Raw genomic sequence first — 18,373 nt, forward strand, 5'->3', positions numbered from 1 at the left:
TTATAAGGGAAGCAGGAATTTGTGGCAAGACTATGGAAATTATTGATTAAATTGATAGGAACCTGTAACTTTATCATTGCAATAATCGTATATAATAGATAAGTGAAGGGGTAGAGAAAATTGGCAAAGCGAAAAACGAAATATGTTTGTCAGGAATGTGGCTATGAATCCCCTAAATGGATGGGAAAATGTCCTGGATGTCACAATTGGAATACCTTTGTAGAGGAAGTAGAGATAACTGGAGGTCGACATAAGCAGGCTTTTCAAACAGGTGCTAGATCTACCGTCGGCAAGCCAGAGAAAATCACTTCTATCGAATCAGAAGAGGAACCACGTGTAACAACCTCTATGAAGGAATTTAACCGCGTATTAGGAGGCGGAATCGTACCAGGGTCATTGGTGTTGATTGGTGGCGATCCGGGTATTGGAAAGTCTACATTACTTTTACAGATCTCAGCGCAATTAGCGGATAAGCAATTACCTGTCCTTTATATATCTGGAGAGGAATCTACAAGACAAACGAAGCTACGAGCAGACCGTTTAGGTGTTAAAGCGGATTTACTTTATGTATTAGCGGAAACAAATTTATTAGATATATCCAATCAAGTAGAAGCCATTAAGCCTTCTTTTGTTGTTATTGATTCTATCCAGACGATTTTTCGGGAAGAGGTTTCAAGTGCACCGGGAAGTGTTTCACAGGTTCGCGAATGCACGGCAGAGCTGATGAAGCTGGCAAAATCAAATGGCATTCCTATTTTTATTGTGGGACATGTAACAAAGGAAGGGGCTATAGCTGGTCCCAGGCTGTTAGAGCACATGGTTGATGCGGTTCTTTATTTTGAAGGAGAGCGGCATCATACGTATCGTATTTTACGTGGGGTGAAAAATCGTTTCGGTAGTACGAATGAGATGGGGATATTTGAAATGAAAGAAGAAGGACTAAGGGAAGTAATGAATCCTTCTGAAATCTTCCTAGAAGAGCGCTCACAAGGAGCTGCTGGGTCAACTGTTGTTGCTTCTATGGAAGGAACAAGGCCTGTGCTTGTTGAAATTCAAGCGTTGATTTCACCTTCAGCCTTTGGGAACCCACGGAGGATGGCAACAGGGATTGATCATAATCGTGTTCCGCTGCTTATGGCAGTGCTGGAGAAGCGTGTTGGACTTATGTTACAGAATCAGGACGCCTATATAAAAGTAGCAGGTGGCGTAAAATTGGATGAACCCGCGATTGATTTAGCAATAGCAGTAAGTATTGCATCGAGTTTTCGTGATCAACCAACAAAGCCTGATGATATTTTTGTTGGAGAAGTTGGATTAACGGGAGAGATTAGACGTGTATCTCGTATCGAACAACGAGTTCAAGAAGCGGCAAAGCTAGGTTTTAAGCGCGTTATTTGTCCAAAAAATAATTTGGACGGTTGGACAGTTCCAGATAGTATTGAGGTTATCGGTGTAGAATCCGTTCAACAAGCATTAAATATTGGAGTCAGCAGGTAGTAGATTGTTTTTAAAGTCTTGGAAATAATAAAATTTTCCCTTATGGATAAATAGGCGCATGTTGAGCCGCGTCCAGCTCCAGCGCCCAGAAACGAAGCGACATCACGAATGACCCTAGGATAAGTCATTATTGGCTCGCAAGCTCACCGTGCTTCCTTTATCTCCGTTGACTCGCTCCAGTCGGTACGTTTCAAATCGGGTGCTTGCACTTTTGCTCCTAAATTCATTGCTATTGGATTACTTATATGATATAATTTTATTTTTATATATTTGAATGTTAATTTTAGCTGTGCTATGATTTAGTTGATATAATAGCTTATTTTATTACTTTTGAAGGATTATTTTTTTCTATCGTAGGCAATAATATAAGGTAGGAGGTGGCAGTGGTGCTGAAAAAAATAGTTCATTTATTTTTTGTTATCATGGGTGGTACCGTTGGGTATTTATATATCCCGGATATTGTAAACTTATTGGATATTACTAATGCAAACTGGGTATCATCACCATATGCAGGAACAATAATCGGTGCAATTATTTTCTTTCTCATTTCATATTGGCTTGGGGATTATATTGTAGGGTTTTTAAAGTGGGTAGAAGAAGCACTTATAAAATTGCCTGTTGGTGATTTGTTTTTTGGAAGTTTAGGGTTAATGGTAGGATTAGTTATTGCTTTTCTAATAAATATACCGTTAACAGATATCAATATTGAACTAGTATCTCAAGTTTTACCGCTATTTATCACAATATTATTGGGGTATTTTGGTTTTCAAGTCGGGTTTAGACGTAGAGATGAATTTGTAAATTTATTAAACATTAATAAAAAAGAACGAGAGAAACGCAAACCGTCTGATACGGAGTATACACAAACGATTCAACCTAAAGCTAAAATACTGGATACAAGTGTCATTATTGATGGTCGTGTAGCGGATATTTGTCAAACGAGTTTTCTTGAAGGGACAATTGTTATTCCGCAATTTGTACTTGGTGAGTTGCAACATATTGCAGACTCTTCTGATGTGTTAAAAAGGAACAGAGGTCGAAGAGGGCTCGATGTATTAAATCGAATTCAAAAAGAATTACCTGTAAAAGTGGAAATTTATGAAGGTGATTTTGAGGATATCCATGAAGTGGATAGCAAGCTTATTAAATTAGCAAAGGTAATTGATGGAATTGTTGTTACCAATGATTTTAATTTAAATAAGGTCTGTGATCTACAAGGTGTTCCTGTCTTAAATATTAATGATCTGGCAAATGCTGTGAAGCCAGTTGTACTACCTGGCGAAGAGCTTGTTGTTCAAGTTATTAAAGATGGTAAAGAACATAACCAAGGAATTGCCTACCTTGACGACGGAACGATGATTGTTGTGGAAGAAGGTAGAGATTATATTGGAAAAACAATTGAAGTTTTAATTACCAGTGTGTTGCAAACATCTGCCGGTAGAATGATATTTGCCAAGCCAAAATTACTTGAAAAAGCACTATAAAAAGGGTATAACTTATAGAGGATAGAAAAAAGTGATAACATGTCATTGTTATCACTTTTGTTATACTATATATATACTATTTTGGTTCAAAAAGATTAGTGATTCAATTTACATTATGTTTGAAGAATAGAAAGGGGCAGAACCATGACAAACCAGGTTCGTGTACGTTATGCACCAAGCCCAACAGGTCATTTGCATATCGGAAACGCACGTACAGCATTATTTAACTATTTATATGCGAAACATTTTAACGGGAAAATGGTTATTCGTATTGAAGACACAGATGATAAACGAAATGTGGCTGGTGGTGAAGAGAGTCAGCTGAAGTTTCTTCAATGGCTAGGTGTCGAATGGGATGAAGGAGCAGATATAGGCGGCGAATACGGTCCCTACCGTCAAATGGAGCGTCTTGATTTATATCAAAAATATGTGGACGAGCTATTAGAAAGAGGCTTGGCTTATAAATGCTATATGACGGAAGAAGAGCTTGAGGCAGAAAGAGAACAGCAACGTGCGAGTGGGCAAGTACCTAAGTATTCGGGTGCGCATCGTGATTTAAGCGAAGAACAAATCACAGCATTTGAAAAAGAAGGACGTCAACCAAGTATTCGTATGAGAGTTCCGGAAAATGAAACATATACATTTAATGACATCGTTAGAGGCGAAATTACGTTTGAATCCAGTGATTTTGGTGATTGGGTTATTGTGAAGAAAAATGGTATACCTACGTATAATTTTGCTGTTGCTATTGATGATCACTTAATGGAAATAACGCATGTACTTCGAGGAGAGGAACATATTTCCAATACGCCGAAGCAAATGATGGTTTACAATGCGTTTGATTGGGACGCACCGCAATTTGGACATATGACGCTTATTTTAAATGAAGAACGGAAAAAGCTGAGCAAGCGAGACCAGCACATTTTGCAATTTATTGAGCAGTACTATAACCTTGGTTATTTACCAGAGGCGCTTTTTAACTTCATTGCTTTATTAGGATGGTCGCCTGTTGGAGAGGAAGAAATTTTTGATAAAGATACATTAATTGATATCTTTGATCCTGAACGATTGTCTACTTCAGCTGCGATTTTTGATCGTCATAAATTAAAATGGATGAATAATGAATATATTAAAGCGGCAGATTTAAAGGATGTCATTGAGCTTGCAATGCCGCATTTGGTGGAAGCTGGGAAATTACCACAGCAAATAAGTGATGAAAAGAAACAGTGGGCTGAACAGGTGATTGCTCTATACAAAGAACAATTAAGATATGGAGCAGAGATTGTAGAGTTAACAGATCTTTTCTTTAATGAGGAATTGTCGCTTGATGAAGGTGCAATGGATGTGCTTCAAGAGGAGCAGGTTCCAGAAGTACTACAAGTATTTACAGATAAGTTAATTCATTTGGATGACTTTACGAAAGATTCTATTAAGGCTCAAATCAAAGCCACGCAAAAGGAAACTGGACATCGTGGCAAAAAGTTGTTTATGCCAATTAGAGTAGCTACAACCGGTCAGACACATGGCCCTGAGCTTCCTATGGCGATTGAATTACTAGGGAAAGCGGCTGTTCTGTCGCGCTTAGATAAGGTGTTAAACAAATTAGAAGCTTAATAATTCACATTCTGCATAAAATGTAATATAGTATTACTACAATATTGAACGATGACAAGGAAAAGTAGGAAACGTGAGGCTTATTCAGAGAGATCCACCTTGGCTGTGAGTGGTTCTAAGATCCGTTTTTGAAGTGCCCCTTTGAGTCCGTTATGGAAATGAGTACATAACGGCGGAACTCTACCGTTATAAGGGTGAAGTTGGAAGGATAATTTTAGCCTTCAAACAGAGTGGAACCGCGCAAAAGCGTCTCTGAGTAATCATACACAGAGGCGTTTTTTTATAGTCTAAGGAAATGATAAAATTTGCCCATGTAGATAAATATGGGCGTGTTTGAGCCACGTCCAGTTCCAGCGCCCAGAAGCTAGGCGACTACAAGAATCACCCTAATCTAAGTCAACATCGGCTCGCAAGCTTACCGTGATTCCTTTATCTCTGTTGACTCGCTGTAGTCGCTACGTTTCTAATTGAGCGTTTGCGCTTTTGTTCTATTATAAAAGCGGTGGATTTGAATATAATCATGGCATATTTTTCTTGGGGTGAGGAGGTTAATGAAGTGGGGATATGGAGACGATTGAAGGAAGATATGGATGTTGTGTTTGAACAAGATCCAGCAGCTCGAACATATATTGAGGTATTTTTAACGTATTCAGGGCTGCATGCTGTTTGGTCTCACCGCATTGCACATGCATTTTATAAGCGAAGAATGTTTTTCATTGCACGTTGCATATCACAAGTGAGCCGATTCTTTACAGGGATTGAAATTCATCCAGGTGCTCGAATTGGCCGTCGTTTATTCATTGATCACGGTATGGGAGTCGTTATTGGGGAAACTTGTGAAATAGGTGATAATGTAACCATTTTTCAAGGTGTAACATTAGGGGGGACTGGTAAAGAAAAAGGAAAACGTCACCCGACTGTAAAAAATAATGCATTAATTGCGACAGGAGCCAAGGTACTTGGCTCAATTACAATAGGAGAGAATGCAAAAGTTGGTGGTGGATCTGTCGTACTTCGTGATGTACCCGATCATTCCACGGTCGTTGGAGTTCCTGGGAAAGTAGTAAAGCAAAATGGTGAAAAAATGAGAAGGGATCTCGATCATCACAAGATGCCTGATCCAGTTGCTAGTCGTTGTGAGCATTTACAAAATGAAATAGATGCATTAAAGGACGAAATTGCTAAATTGAAGGAAGGGAAGTAGAATGACGATTCAGATTTTTAATACACTTACTCGACAGAAAGAAACCTTTATCCCGTTAAAAGAGGGTGCCGTAAGTATCTATGTTTGCGGGCCTACTGTATATAACTACATTCATATCGGAAATGCTAGACCAGCGATTGTTTTTGATACGGTTCGTCGATACTTTGAATACAAAGGGTATAAAGTAGATTATGTTTTAAACTTTACAGACGTTGATGACAAGTTAATTAAGGCTGCGAATGAGTTAGGCCAGGAAGTGCCAGATGTGGCCAGTAAGTTTATTACCGCATATTTAGAAGATGTTGATGCTCTAGGTGTGAAAGAAGCAACCCATAATCCGCGTGTAACAGAAACAATGGATGATATTATCGCGTTTATACAAGTGCTTATAGATAAAGGATTCGCTTATGAGGCGGCGGGAGACGTCTATTTTAAACCGCGTACGTTTGATGGATACGGCAAACTATCTCATCAATCCATTGATGAGTTACGCTCAGGTGCGCGTATTCAAGTGGGAGAGAAGAAACAGGATCCTTTAGATTTTGCGCTATGGAAACATGTGAAGGATGGGGAAATATCTTGGGATTCACCATGGGGTAGAGGTCGGCCGGGGTGGCATATAGAATGCTCTGCAATGGTCAAAAAATATTTAGGTGATACCATTGATATTCATGCTGGCGGGCAGGATCTAGCTTTCCCTCACCATGAGAACGAAATCGCTCAATCAGAGGCTAGGAATGGAAAAACCTTTGCGAACTATTGGATGCACAATGGGTATATTAATATAGACAATGAGAAGATGTCTAAATCATTAGGGAATTTTGTGTTAACAAGAGATTTAATTAATAAGCATGATCCGCAGGTACTTCGTTTCTTTATGTTAAGTGTACATTATCGTCATCCGATTAATTTCACTGAGGAGTTATTGGAAAGTGCCAAGAATAGCCTAGACCGAATTAAAACGGCTTATTTTAATCTGGAACACCGGAAATCATCGAGTGTGAATTTAGTGGACCACCAGGACGAATGGATGCAGAAAATTACGGTGTGGAAACAACAATTTGAGGCTGACATGGATGATGATTTTAATACAGCAAATGCTATTTCTGTATTGTTTGATGTGGCCAAGGATGCTAATGTTTACTTGCAAGCTAAACAAACGTCTAGTGATGTTATTGAAGAATTTCAGGAAACAATCCGATCATTCCTTTATGTATTGGGAATAGAGCTGAAAGTAGAAGAGGATTTACTCGATGAGGACATTGAATCATTGATTGAAGAAAGAAACGAAGCAAGGAAGCATCGTGATTTTGCTCGAGCGGATGAAATTAGAGATATGCTAAAGGATAAAAATATTATTTTAGAAGATACGCCTCAAGGGGTTCGTTGGAAAAGAGGCTAGTTATGAATTTGGATGTTAAACAAATGAAGAGTCTTGCCCTTGCCTATATGGGGGATGCTGTCTACGAAGTGTATATAAGGGAGCATCTCCTGCAGCTTGGGCAGGTGAAACCACAGCAATTACATCAAAAAGCAGTTAATTTTGTGTCAGGAAAGGCTCAAGCAAATGTTGTATTATATTGGCTGGAACAAGATTATTTAACGGAAGAGGAAGTAAAAATTGTCTCCAGAGGTCGTAATGCTAAGTCAGGGTCTATTCCTAAAAATATTAGTGTCCAAACCTATCGATATAGCACAGCTTTTGAGGCATTGATAGGATACCATTATTTACAAAAAAACGACGAGCGGTTGAAGCACCTCATGAGGGAAGCGGTTGAATTTACAGAAAGGAGTGAAAAGCCTTGGAACAAGAAATAATTATTGGGAAAAATCCAGTGATAGAGGCATTGAAGTCCGGACGTTCTGTTAATAAAGTACTTATTTCAGAGCATTTAAACGCTTCTGCACAAGGTAAATTATTTCAACTTGGCAAGTCCGCTGGGACAATCGTACAAAAGGTCCCAAAGGCTAAACTAGATCAATTATCGAATGGAAATCATCAAGGAATAATAGCTTACGTTGCCTCTTATCCTTATGCTACGGTGGACGATTTATTTCTACGTGCAGACCAAAAAGCGGAGGCTGCCTTTTTTATTATCTTAGATGAATTAGAAGATCCGCATAACCTAGGCTCGATATTACGTACTGCTGATGCGGTGGGAGCTCATGGAGTAATTATACCGAAACGGCGTTCTGTAGGTTTAACTGCTACGGTGGCGAAAACGGCTGCGGGAGCAATAGAGCATGTGCCAGTAGCTAGAGTTACCAATATCGCCAGTACCATCGATGAACTAAAGGAGCGTAATGTTTGGGTGGTTGGCACAGAAGCGAATTCTACAGAAGATTATCGTAAGCTTGAGGGTGCATTACCTATCGCCCTTGTAATTGGTAATGAAGGGAAAGGGATGAGCCGTCTTGTGCGAAAAAAATGTGATTGGACGGTAGGTCTTCCCATGATAGGGCAGGTTTCTTCGTTGAATGCTTCTGTGGCTTGTAGTTTATTGCTATATGAGGTTTATCGCAAAAGGTACCCTGTTGGTGAATAGCGATGATTGTTGTGGTAGTTGATGGTTATAATATAATTGGCGCTTGGGAAGAATTGCAAAAATTGAAAGAACATGATATTGGACAAGCACGTGATCGACTTATTGAATTATTGGCTGAATACCAGGCTTATTCGGGATATAGAGTCATTATTGTGTTTGATGCTTATTATGTTCGAGGTATTGCTAATAAAACAAATTTATATAATATAGAGATTATATTTACAAAGGAAAAAGAAACGGCCGACGAATGTATTGAAAAGCTAGTTAAAGAATTAATGAATATCCAGACACAGGTTTATGTTGCAACATCTGATTATGCAGAACAAAGGACGATATTTGGCAGCGGAGCTTTACGTAAATCGGCACGGGAATTATTAATTGAGTCTCAAAATATAGAAAGAGAAATTGAAGAAACAATAGAAACGCACCATAAAAAACAAGCATCGTCTAAAATAAAACTTAATCGAGATGTTCTGGAAAAATTTGAAAGATGGCGCAGGGGAGAAATGTAAAACTCAGATTAAACCGCGCCTGTCTGGGTCTATGCTCTGTTGACTATTGTAAAGCGCTTCCTGTATAATAAGCTTTAAAGTGACTGCGGTGTAGTCAGGGGGTCATACTTGGTGAGTGCCAACCAATTAGATTTTGACAATAAGAGCTTAAGTATGCTGGATGATGAGGGGATTGTAGAGCTTATTCATCGAGGAAATAGCCAAGCGCTTGATTACTTAATACATAAGTACAGAAATTTCGTCCGAGCTAAGGCTCGCACGTATTTCTTAATTGGTGCGGATAAAGAAGATATTATCCAAGAGGGGATGATTGGCCTTTATAAAGCTGTTCGCGATTATGATGGGGACAAGCTATCATCGTTTAAAGCCTTTGCAGAATTGTGTGTGACAAGGCAAATTATAACCGCAATCAAAACTGCTACTCGACAAAAGCATATTCCACTCAACTCCTATGTATCTTTGGACAAGCCAATTTATGATGAAGAAACTGACCGTACATTATTAGATGTCATTGCAGGTTCAAAAGCCATAGATCCACAAGAACTTTTGGTTAATAGAGAGAAATATGGTGATATGGAAATAAAATTATCTGAATTATTGAGCGAATTAGAAAAGAAGGTTCTACATCTGTATTTAGATGGGAGGACATATCAGGAGATATCTGTCGAGCTTAAGCGGCATGTCAAATCTATTGATAATGCACTCCAACGTGTCAAGCGGAAGTTGGAGCAGCTCATGGAAGGTAGCGAGGTATCACAATAGGATGCATTGACACATTTTTGTAACCATGCTAGAGTTAATATAGAAAAATCCCTCAATAGAGGTGATATAATGAATAAAAAAATAACTTTAGCATGTGCAGAATGTTCAAGCAGAAACTATACAACGCATAAAAATGTATCCACTCAGCCTGCGCGGCTAGAAGTGAAAAAATATTGTAAAACTTGTGGCAGACACACGTTGCACCGTGAGACGAAATAGACTCCGATGGAACGATATAGTAAATGGGGTTTTATATAAATTTATGGCTTTACTAATAAATAAACACGAAAAAGCCAAGATTTTCAGGTCTAGGGGGTACGAACATGTTTCGTTTTTTTAAAAACGTTTCAAGAGAAATGAAAAAAGTTAGCTGGCCAAAAGGCAAAGAGTTAACTAGTTATACCATTACTGTAATTACTACAGTAGCGTTTGTAGCGTTGTTTTTCTTTTTAATTGATCTTGGAATCACACAAATTTTGAATTTGCTATAATATACTTGAATATTTATTTTACAAATATGCTATAATGATAAATAATATGAGTCATTTGAAAACCCGGTCAACGTCGGGTTTTTTAAATTGGAAAAGAATTGGTACCTGTTTGTTAGAAAAATTCAACTCAGAGTTGTATTAATAGGGGTGCCCATGCTCTTGTGTCCATATATAAACCTAATTACAAATAAAGGGAGGGAAGGACAAATAAAGTTGTCCTGATAAACATGGAGAAAAATTGGTATGTGGTACATACGTATTCTGGCTATGAGAATAAAGTCAAAATGAACTTAGAGAAGCGAGTTCAATCAATGGGAATGGAAGATAAAATTTTCCGCGTAATTGTACCAGAAGATGAAGAGACGGAAATAAAGAATGGGAAGAAAAAAGTATCCAAAAAGAAGTTTTTCCCTGGTTATGTATTAACTGAAATGATCATGACGGATGATTCGTGGTACGTTGTTAGAAACACACCGGGTGTTACTGGTTTCATAGGATCTAGTGGTGGGGGGACAAAGCCTACCCCGCTTTTACCTGAAGAAGTGGAAAGTGTATTAAAGCGTATGGGTGTTACAGAGGCAGTTGTACAGTTTGAATTCGAATTAAAAGAAAATGTTCGTGTAACGGATGGACCGTTTACAGATTTCACAGGATCTATTGAGCATATCGATATGGATAAGCAGAAGGTGAAGGTTCATGTAAATATGTTTGGTAGGGAGACTCCGGTAGAATTAGATTTCTCTCAAATTGAAAAACTATCGTAGTTCATAAAGAATATTAGACAATACCTTGCATTTTTTTGTTATTCATGCTAAAATTCTTTTGTTATTCATGCATCTATCCTACTGATGGATAGAGCAAATTGGAGTGGGAGGGGACCGACTGGAACCCTATTACCACATCACGGACTTTAAGGAGGTGTGTCTCGTGGCTAAAAAAGTAATTAAGCTTGTAAAATTACAAATCCCAGCTGGTAAAGCAAATCCAGCACCGCCGGTTGGACCAGCATTAGGTCAAGCAGGTGTTAATATCATGGGGTTCTGTAAAGAATTCAACGCACGTACGCAAGATCAAGCGGGTATGATTATCCCTGTTGAAATTACGGTGTTTGAAGACCGTTCATTTACATTTATTACAAAAACTCCACCGGCAGCTGTGCTGTTGAAAAAAGCAGCTGGTATTGAAACTGCGTCAGGTGAGCCTAATCGTAATAAAGTCGCAACATTAAAACGCGACAAAGTAAAAGAAATCGCAGAAACAAAAATGCCTGATTTAAATGCTGCTAATGTAGAAGCAGCGATGCGCATGGTTGAAGGAACTGCGCGCAGCATGGGTATCACAATCGAGGACTAGTAATCGATTCCTTAGACATAGCGTTGCTATGTGCGGGGTATATCGTTTGCGGTGAAGTGTCTTTTGGTTGTGAAGCCAATCGATGCAGATTGGGTTGTTTTACTTGATACGGTATAGGTTGCGGTTGGATTACCTCTCGCAACCTTTTTCGTGAAGATGATAATTCGGTATTTCGAACCAAATTATCCTCTTGAGCTTTATAAAAGCCGACCGTGCTTTTATAAGTGGGAGGTATTACCGTTATAACCACATTTGAGGAGGAAATAAAATGGCTAAAAAAGGAAAAAAACATCAAGAAGCTTTGAAGCTTGTTGATCGTACGAAATCATATGAAGTAGCCGAAGCGATTGCATTAGTTAAAGAAACAGCTAAAGCAAACTTCGACGAAACAGTAGAGGCTGCTTTTCGTTTAGGTGTAGATCCTAAAAAAGCAGATCAACAAATTCGTGGAGCGATGGTGCTTCCACATGGAACTGGTAAAACACAGCGTGTTTTAGTTTTTGCTAAAGGTGACAAAGCTAAAGAAGCAGAAGCTGCTGGCGCTGATTATGTTGGAGAAAGTGATTACATTAACAAAATCAACCAAGGTTGGTTTGAGTTTGATGTCATTGTTGCAACTCCAGATATGATGGCTGAAGTTGGTAAACTTGGACGTGTGTTAGGACCAAAAGGCTTAATGCCGAATCCTAAAACGGGAACAGTTACGTTTGAAGTTGAGAAAGCAGTTCAAGATATTAAAGCTGGTAAAGTAGAATACCGCGTTGATAAATCTGCTAACATTCATGTTCCGATTGGTAAGATTTCTTTCGATAATGAAAAGTTAATTGAAAACTTCAAAGCAATTACAGACACTTTAGTTAAAGCTAAGCCTCAGGCTTCAAAAGGAACGTATATGAAGAATGCTTCTGTGGCCTCTACAATGGGACCTGGAATCCGCGTTGACTTTTCTGGCTTTGTCCGTCGATAATTAATAGTTGACGTTTTTGTCGACATTAGTTATAATGATTCACGTTGATAAAAGAATACGTTGTACCGTAGACAGCAGGGGCATGCATTTGCTTAATCATCCTGCCGAGGTGTTTATAAAAATTGGTAATTAGCGATTGAATTCCAATGTAATAATAAGCTCCCATGTCTACGTGGGAGCTTTTTTTAATGGCTCCGAACAGAGTGGGGTATACGGTATAATGATCATTTTTTAGGAGGTGGAAGAATGTCTAATATTATCGAGCAAAAGAAACAACTTGTTGAAGAAATTAAAGATAAATTTCTAGCGAGCGAAACAGCTGTTGTAGTTGACTATCGTGGGCTTGATGTAGCAGAGGTTACTGAATTACGTAAACAATTACGTGAAGCAGGAATTGAATTCAAGGTTTACAAAAACACGATGACTCGTCGTGCGGTAGAAGCTGCTGAGTTGAATGATCTTAGTGAGACGCTTGTTGGTCCGTCTGCGATCGCATTCAGTAATGATGATGTAGTAGCGCCAGCAAGAATTATCAATGATTTTGCTAAACAACATGAAGCGCTTGAAATCAAAGGTGGAGTAATTCAAGGAAGCGTTGCTTCTCTTGAGCAAATTAAGGAACTTGCAGATCTTCCAAACTACGAAGGTATGGTTTCTATGCTTCTTAGCGTACTTCAAGCACCAATTCGCAACCTTGCATATGCTACAAAAGCAATTGCGGATCAAAAAGAAGAACAAGGCGCATAATCTGTGCTTTAACGGTATAAAAACAAAATTTAATTTTAATTAGGAGGAAATTAATCATGACTAAAGAACAAATCATTGAAGCGGTTAAAGAAATGTCAGTATTAGAACTTAATGATTTAGTTAAAGCAATTGAAGAAGAATTTGGAGTAACAGCTGCAGCACCTGTGGCAGTAGCAGGTGGAGCTGGCGGCGGAGATGCTGCTGAAGAGAAAACTGAATTTGATGTAGTGCTTACAGATGCTGGTGCTTCTAAGATCAAAGTTGTTAAAGCTGTACGCGAAATCACAGGTCTTGGACTAAAAGATGCAAAAGACTTAGTTGATAACGCTCCGAAAGCAGTTAAAGAAGCAGTATCTAAAGAAGATGCTGAAGAAGTTAAAGGTAAGCTAGAAGAAGCAGGCGCAAGTGTAGAGGTTAAGTAATTAATTTCATCAACGGAGCTCGTCGTAACCATTACGGCGGGCTCTCTATATATCATATCATTTAAGCTAAGACTTGAGCAGATGCTTCTACTTCAAGCACCTTGCTATAACTACCTTCAATATTTTAATAAAAGTAGGTGCCATATGACAGAGCATTACTTTTCACCAAAACCCCAAACTAAAAGTTCACCAAAGACATGGAATTATCAATTGAATGGAAAATCCTATACATTTACAAGTGACGTAGGTGTATTTTCTAAAAATGAAGTTGATTTTGGAAGTCGGCTATTAATTGAACAATTTAATGAACCGGTAATTGCGGGGGATTTTTTGGATCTGGGTTGTGGCTATGGACCAATTGGGATCGCAATAGCAGATCGATATAAGGATCGAAAAATTGTAATGGCTGATATAAATGAAAGAGCTGTTGCATTAGCGAAGGAAAATGCTTTAAAAAATGAGGTTACTAATATCGAGTGTGTACAGAGTGATCGGATGTCTGCATTCACAAGTCGTCAATTTGCCGGGATTCTTACTAATCCGCCGATTCGTGCGGGAAAAAAGATTGTACACCAAATGTTTGAAGAAGCACAGCGAGCGCTGTTAAAGCAAGGAGAACTATGGGTGGTTATTCAAAAGAAACAAGGGGCTCCTTCCGCTAAAGAAAAATTAGAAGCTTTATTCCGTGAAGTGGAAGTGGTAGCTAAAAATAAAGGGTACTATATTATGCGGGCAATTAATGTTTGACCCGTATCTTCACTTATGATAAGATAGGAAAATGCTAACATGGCGATTCTTATGTCAAGAGGATATTTCATAACATAATAAGGTATATTTCATAAAAGTTCGGAAACACTGGTAAAATCGGAAAGATTTGGTATATACAATGTGCTTTTCGTTTATTTTTGAAATATGCTTCATGTGGTTTGTTTTGGAATTCTATTGCTGAGAGGATCCAAATAATATACTTGTAATTATCTGTTACAAGTTTGTTAGGCATGTTTTGTACGCTATTCGCACAATCACAGTTAGCCAATATTCGAAAAGCCGAAAAGAAGTAATTGCTTCTGTATTGGTTTTTCTAATTATATTAAATTTGGAGTAGAATTACAATCTACGAAAAAATGTATGATTTAAGGGGTGAAGCAGTTGACAGGACAACTAGTTCAGTATGGACGGCACCGCCAGCGCAGAAGCTATGCACGTATCAGCGAAGTATTAGAGTTGCCGAATTTAATCGAGATCCAAACCGCTTCTTATGATTGGTTTTTAGAAGAGGGTCTCCGAGAAATGTTTCAAGACATTTCGCCGATCGAGGACTTTACAGGCAATCTATCACTGGAATTTGTTGACTACAGTTTAGGCGAGCCTAAATATCCTGTAGGAGAATCAAAGGAAAGAGATGTTACGTATAATGCTCCACTTCGTGTGAAGGTTCGATTAATTAATAATGAAACCGGAGAAGTGAAAGAGCAGGAAGTATTTATGGGTGATTTTCCATTAATGACTGACACTGGAACATTTGTTATTAATGGCGCAGAACGTGTAATCGTTTCTCAGCTTGTGCGATCACCTAGTGTTTACTACAATGAAAAGATTGATAAAAACGGAAAGCGTGGCGTAGCTGCAACTGTCATTCCGAACCGTGGTGCATGGTTGGAGTTTGAAACAGATGCAAAAGATGTTGTCCATGTTCGTATTGATCGTACGCGTAAATTACCGATAACTGTATTGCTACGAGCACTTGGTTTTGGTACAGATCAGGAGATTATCGACTTATTGGGAGACAATGAGTACCTGAAAAATACGCTTGAAAAGGATAACACAGAAACAACGGAAAAGGCGTTGCTAGAAATCTATGAGCGGTTACGTCCTGGAGAACCACCTACTGTTGAAAATGCAAAAAGTTTATTAATCTCTCGCTTTTTTGATCCAAAACGTTACGATCTTGCTCATGTAGGTCGTTACAAGATGAACAAAAAGCTGCATATAAAAAATCGTTTATTTAATCAAGTACTAGCCGAAACAATTGTTGATCAGGAGACTGGCGAAGTACTAGCAGAGAAAGGCGATAAGCTAGAGAGAAAACTACTAAATAAATTAATTCCATACTTGGAACGTGAAGAAGAGAAGCTTGGTGAAAAAACACTTGAGCCTAAAGACGGTGTGCTTGACGACCAAATTTTGCTTCAATCGATTAAAATAGTTGATCCTACTGACCCAAGTGGTGAGAAAGAGCTTAACGTAATTGGAAATGCTGGAATTGAAACAAGTGTTAAAAATATTACGCCTGCGGATATTTTATCAGCAATTAGCTATTTCTTTAACTTGCTTCATCAAGTAGGCGATACAGATGATATTGACCATTTAGGTAACCGTCGTCTTCGTTCTGTTGGAGAGTTATTACAGAATCAGTTCCGAATCGGGTTATCTCGGATGGAGCGTGTTGTGCGTGAACGAATGTCTATTCAAGACACATCAAGTATTACGCCGCAACAGCTGATTAATATTCGTCCTGTGATCGCTTCGATTAAAGAATTTTTTGGAAGCTCACAGTTGTCTCAATTTATGGATCAAACAAACCCATTAGCAGAACTAACACATAAACGTCGTTTATCTGCGTTAGGACCTGGTGGTTTAACTCGTGAACGAGCTGGTTTCGAAGTACGAGACGTTCACTATTCACACTACGGCCGAATGTGCCCGATTGAGACGCCTGAGGGTCCGAATATCGGCTTAATTAACTCATTATCGAGTTTCGCTAAAGTAAATAAATTTGGATTTATTGAAACGCCGTACCGTCGTGTGGATCCAGATACGGGTAGAGTCACAGCTCATATTGATTATCTAACAGCAGATGAAGAGGATAACTATGTTGTTGCCCAAGCAAATGCAAAGTTAACAGATGAGGGGCATTTTGTGGATGAGGAAGTTATTGCTCGTTTCCGTGGTGAAAACACAATCGTACCTCGTGATCAAATTGATTACATGGACGTTTCTCCGAAACAGGTGGTTTCAGCTGCAACAGCTTGTATTCCATTCTTAGAAAATGATGACTCGAACCGAGCGTTAATGGGTGCGAACATGCAACGTCAAGCTGTACCATTAATGCAGCCTGAAGCGCCAATTGTTGGTACTGGTATGGAATATGTAAACGGAAAAGATTCTGGAGCCGCTATTATCTGCCGCCATGAAGGAATTGTAGAACGTGTTGAAGCGAAGGAAGTTCATGTTCGTCGAATTTCTATTGTGGACGGAAAAGAAGTAGAAGGCGATTTAGATCGTTACAAACTACAAAAATATATTCGCTCTAACCAAGGTACATGTTATAACCAACGCCCAATCGTAAGTGAAGGAAATCGCGTAACTAAAGGTGAAATTCTTGCTGACGGTCCTTCCATGGAAGACGGAGAGCTTGCGCTTGGCCGTAATGTTCTAGTTGGATTTATGACTTGGGAAGGTTATAACTATGAAGATGCGATTATCATGAGCGAAAGACTCGTAAAAGATGACGTGTATACATCTATTCATATTGAAGAGTATGAATCGGAAGCACGTGATACGAAGCTCGGACCGGAAGAAATTACACGTGATATTCCTAATGTAGGGGAAGAAGCGTTAAAGAACCTTAACGAATATGGAATTATTCGTATCGGTGCAGAAGTTTCTGACGGTGATATACTTGTGGGTAAAGTGACGCCTAAAGGGGTTACTGAATTATCCGCTGAAGAGCGTTTACTTCACGCTATTTTTGGTGAAAAAGCTCGTGAAGTTCGTGATACATCCTTACGAGTTCCACATGGAGCTGGCGGAATTGTGTTGGATGTTAAAATCTTTAATCGGGAAGATGGCGATGAGTTACCTCCTGGGGTGAACGAATTAGTTCGTGTATATATCGTTCAAAAACGTAAAATACACGAAGGAGATAAAATGGCCGGGCGTCACGGTAACAAAGGTGTTATATCCAAAATTTTACCTGAAGAAGATATGCCATTCTTGCCAGACGGTACACCAATTGATATCATGCTTAACCCACTAGGGGTACCATCACGAATGAATATCGGACAGGTTTTTGAATTACATTTAGGTATGGCTGCAAGACAGCTAGGAATTCATGTTGCTTCTCCGGTATTTGATGGTGCGACAGAAGAAGATGTGTGGGAAACGCTTGAAGAAGCAGGTATGCCAAGAGATGCTAAGACTATCCTTTATGATGGAAGATCAGGAGAACCATTTGACAACCGTGTATCTGTAGGTGTTATGTACATGATTAAGCTTGCGCACATGGTTGATGATAAGCTGCATGCTCGTTCTACAGGCCCTTATTCACTTGTTACACAGCAACCACTTGGTGGTAAAGCACAATTTGGTGGTCAGCGCTTTGGTGAGATGGAGGTTTGGGCATTGGAAGCTTATGGTGCGGCATACACCTTGCAGGAGATTTTAACAGTGAAATCAGATGATATTGTCGGTCGTGTTAAAACATATGAAGCGATTGTAAAAGGTGATAATGTACCAGAACCTGGTGTACCAGAATCCTTCAAGGTATTGATTAAAGAATTGCAAAGTCTTGGTATGGATGTCAAAATGCTTTCAAGTGACGAAGAAGAAATCGACATGCGTGAATTGGAAGAAGAAGAAACACAGCAAGCAAGTAAGCTCAATATAGAAGTAGAAGAGAACTAAAGCAAAAGGTAAGGTTGGCTCTCAATAGAGCCAGCCCCTAGCTTTAGATTAAATATATTCATAGGTAGCTTGGTAAAATCGGACACTA

Annotated in this window: 18 protein-coding genes and 2 other annotated features; all 18 genes read left to right on the plus strand. The window is 39.0% G+C overall.

All coding sequences use genetic code 11. From position 1 onward, the window contains the following. Nucleotides 1-120 precede the first annotated feature (120 nt). The 18 genes from radA (at nt 121) to rpoB (ending at nt 18,285) form a co-directional block, all read left to right on the plus strand. On the plus strand, nt 121-1,497 hold the full coding sequence (gene radA, locus D9782_RS05510; RefSeq protein ID WP_026680210.1) for a DNA repair protein RadA: 1,377 nt from the start codon (nt 121-123) through the stop codon (nt 1,495-1,497). A gap of 386 nt (nt 1,498-1,883) precedes the next feature. Beyond that, the gene (locus D9782_RS05515; protein WP_026680211.1) at nt 1,884-2,981 is read left to right on the plus strand and encodes a PIN/TRAM domain-containing protein; all 1,098 of its coding nucleotides are present in this window, start codon (nt 1,884-1,886) and stop codon (nt 2,979-2,981) included. 144 nt (nt 2,982-3,125) lie between these two features. Further along, entirely contained in the window at nt 3,126-4,595 is a 1,470-nt protein-coding gene (gene gltX, locus D9782_RS05520) for a glutamate--tRNA ligase (RefSeq protein WP_121604286.1), read from the plus strand. Between the two features lie 42 nt (nt 4,596-4,637). After that, nucleotides 4,638-4,852: a binding site (T-box leader), on the plus strand. Nucleotides 4,853-5,157: 305 nt separating this feature from the next. Next, nucleotides 5,158-5,799, plus strand: coding sequence for a serine O-acetyltransferase (gene cysE, locus D9782_RS05525; RefSeq protein WP_034678611.1), 642 nt, complete (start codon nt 5,158-5,160; stop codon nt 5,797-5,799). A 1-nt stretch (nt 5,800) separates the two neighbouring features. Beyond that, entirely contained in the window at nt 5,801-7,201 is a 1,401-nt protein-coding gene (cysS, locus tag D9782_RS05530) for a cysteine--tRNA ligase (protein ID WP_026680214.1), read from the plus strand. 2 nt (nt 7,202-7,203) lie between these two features. After that, entirely contained in the window at nt 7,204-7,617 is a 414-nt protein-coding gene (locus D9782_RS05535) for a Mini-ribonuclease 3 (RefSeq protein WP_026680215.1), read from the plus strand. Next, nucleotides 7,602-8,345 (plus strand): 23S rRNA (guanosine(2251)-2'-O)-methyltransferase RlmB, encoded by a 744-nt coding sequence (rlmB, locus tag D9782_RS05540; protein WP_121604287.1) that lies wholly within the window; start codon nt 7,602-7,604, stop codon nt 8,343-8,345. The genes D9782_RS05535 and rlmB overlap by 16 nt, the downstream gene beginning before the upstream one ends. Before the next feature lie 2 nt (nt 8,346-8,347). Beyond that, nucleotides 8,348-8,857 (plus strand): NYN domain-containing protein, encoded by a 510-nt coding sequence (locus tag D9782_RS05545; protein WP_026680217.1) that lies wholly within the window; start codon nt 8,348-8,350, stop codon nt 8,855-8,857. A 153-nt stretch (nt 8,858-9,010) separates the two neighbouring features. Further along, nucleotides 9,011-9,619: an RNA polymerase sporulation sigma factor SigH gene (gene sigH / locus D9782_RS05550; protein WP_051388265.1), complete on the plus strand. Its 609-nt coding sequence runs from the start codon at nt 9,011-9,013 to the stop codon at nt 9,617-9,619. Nucleotides 9,620-9,688: 69 nt separating this feature from the next. Then, nucleotides 9,689-9,838 (plus strand): 50S ribosomal protein L33, encoded by a 150-nt coding sequence (gene rpmG, locus D9782_RS05555; RefSeq protein WP_080668626.1) that lies wholly within the window; start codon nt 9,689-9,691, stop codon nt 9,836-9,838. A 104-nt stretch (nt 9,839-9,942) separates the two neighbouring features. Next, nucleotides 9,943-10,110: a preprotein translocase subunit SecE gene (secE, locus tag D9782_RS05560; protein ID WP_026680219.1), complete on the plus strand. Its 168-nt coding sequence runs from the start codon at nt 9,943-9,945 to the stop codon at nt 10,108-10,110. A 227-nt stretch (nt 10,111-10,337) separates the two neighbouring features. After that, entirely contained in the window at nt 10,338-10,874 is a 537-nt protein-coding gene (gene nusG / locus D9782_RS05565; RefSeq protein ID WP_026680220.1) for a transcription termination/antitermination protein NusG, read from the plus strand. Between the two features lie 163 nt (nt 10,875-11,037). Beyond that, entirely contained in the window at nt 11,038-11,463 is a 426-nt protein-coding gene (gene rplK, locus D9782_RS05570; RefSeq protein ID WP_026680221.1) for a 50S ribosomal protein L11, read from the plus strand. A gap of 268 nt (nt 11,464-11,731) precedes the next feature. Beyond that, nucleotides 11,732-12,430, plus strand: a complete 699-nt coding sequence (gene rplA / locus D9782_RS05575) for a 50S ribosomal protein L1 (RefSeq protein ID WP_121604288.1) — start codon at nt 11,732-11,734, stop codon at nt 12,428-12,430. 47 nt (nt 12,431-12,477) lie between these two features. Further along, nucleotides 12,478-12,626: a sequence feature (ribosomal protein L10 leader region), on the plus strand. A gap of 50 nt (nt 12,627-12,676) precedes the next feature. Continuing rightward, a complete protein-coding gene (gene rplJ / locus D9782_RS05580; protein WP_026680223.1) occupies nt 12,677-13,177 on the plus strand; it encodes a 50S ribosomal protein L10 in 501 nt (166 codons plus the stop codon). A gap of 56 nt (nt 13,178-13,233) precedes the next feature. Beyond that, nucleotides 13,234-13,599: a 50S ribosomal protein L7/L12 gene (gene rplL, locus D9782_RS05585; RefSeq protein WP_026680224.1), complete on the plus strand. Its 366-nt coding sequence runs from the start codon at nt 13,234-13,236 to the stop codon at nt 13,597-13,599. A gap of 144 nt (nt 13,600-13,743) precedes the next feature. Next, nucleotides 13,744-14,346: a class I SAM-dependent methyltransferase gene (locus D9782_RS05590; protein WP_026680225.1), complete on the plus strand. Its 603-nt coding sequence runs from the start codon at nt 13,744-13,746 to the stop codon at nt 14,344-14,346. A gap of 402 nt (nt 14,347-14,748) precedes the next feature. Continuing rightward, nucleotides 14,749-18,285 carry a DNA-directed RNA polymerase subunit beta gene (gene rpoB, locus D9782_RS05595; protein ID WP_026680226.1) on the plus strand — a complete coding sequence of 1,179 codons (3,537 nt, stop codon included), beginning with the start codon at nt 14,749-14,751 and terminating at the stop codon, nt 18,283-18,285. Nucleotides 18,286-18,373: the final 88 nt, after the last annotated feature.

This window comes from Virgibacillus sp. Bac332, from assembly GCF_003667785.1.
GTDB lineage: Bacteria > Bacillota > Bacilli > Bacillales > Amphibacillaceae > Virgibacillus > Virgibacillus salarius.